Origin of the sequence: Streptomyces sp. SID4985, from assembly GCF_009863025.1 — a bacterium.
In the GTDB taxonomy this organism is placed as follows: domain Bacteria; phylum Actinomycetota; class Actinomycetes; order Streptomycetales; family Streptomycetaceae; genus Streptomyces.
Map to the genome: position 1 here is coordinate 1 of NZ_WWIR01000434.1, position 883 is coordinate 883.

At 78.0% G+C, this 883-nt stretch carries 2 pseudogenes; both read right to left on the bottom strand.

Going from position 1 to position 883, the window contains the following annotated elements:
* A pseudogene (locus GTW40_RS18920) lies at positions 1–132 on the bottom strand (pyridoxal phosphate-dependent aminotransferase); the annotation flags it as partial.
* Positions 133–282: 150 nt separating this feature from the next.
* Positions 283–883: pseudogene (locus tag GTW40_RS18925) on the bottom strand (hypothetical protein); the annotation flags it as partial.

Below are 883 nucleotides of genomic sequence, written 5' to 3' on the forward strand. Positions count from 1 at the left end.
TACGGGCTGGGCCGGGGCGCGGTCGGCGGCGGCCAGCCGCGCGGCGAGTTCGGGCAGCACCGGCAGGCCGTCGCCGGGCAGGGACGGGCCGTAGCGGACGGGGCCGTGGCCCTCGGTCTCCGTCGGTCGCATCGTCGCCTCCGCGCGCTGGGTGTGCCGTTACCGCTCACTCGCCTGGTGCCGTGTGACCCATGTGCCGGTAGTGCCCTCGGTTTGGTGTGTACCCGGTGATCGGCCCGGCATGGCTGCCGGCCCGGGTTGCCCTGGTCACAGCGCCGCGCGTCAGACGTCGGACGGGCGCCGCCGCCTGCGGGACAGATACGGCGCGCCGATCCGGTGCAGGGCGGCGGCGCACGCGGCGACGATGAGGGCGGCGCCCGCTGTCAGCAGGGGGACGGAGCCGGTGAGCGATCCGCCGGTTCCGGCGTCGACGCCGTGCTGGACGGTGGGCGGGCGGTCGCCGGGGGCGTAGCCGGTGCCGGTGCCGGGGCGGTCGCCTGTGCCACTTCCGGTGCCGGTGCCGGGGCGATTTCCGGTGCCGGTGTCGGGACGGTTCCCTGTGCCGCTTCCGGTGCCGGTGTCGGGGCGGGCCCCCGTGCCGCTTCCGGTGCCGGTCCCGCTACCGGTGCCGTCGCCGGAATCGGGACGGTCGCCAGTGTCGCCGCCGCTGTCCCGTCCCGGAGCCTGGCCGGTGGTGCCGGGAGCCGCCTTGTCGGGCGCCGGGGAGCGGCCCACACCGGTTCCGGGGGCCTGGGAACGACCCGCACCGGCACCGCTACCGGTCCCCGAGTCCGCCCCCGGCGTGTCCCGGGCCCGCTCCGGCGCTCCGGGCGCGACCTGCTGGCCCGCCGCGTCAGGCACGTCGGACGCGGCGGACAGGTCG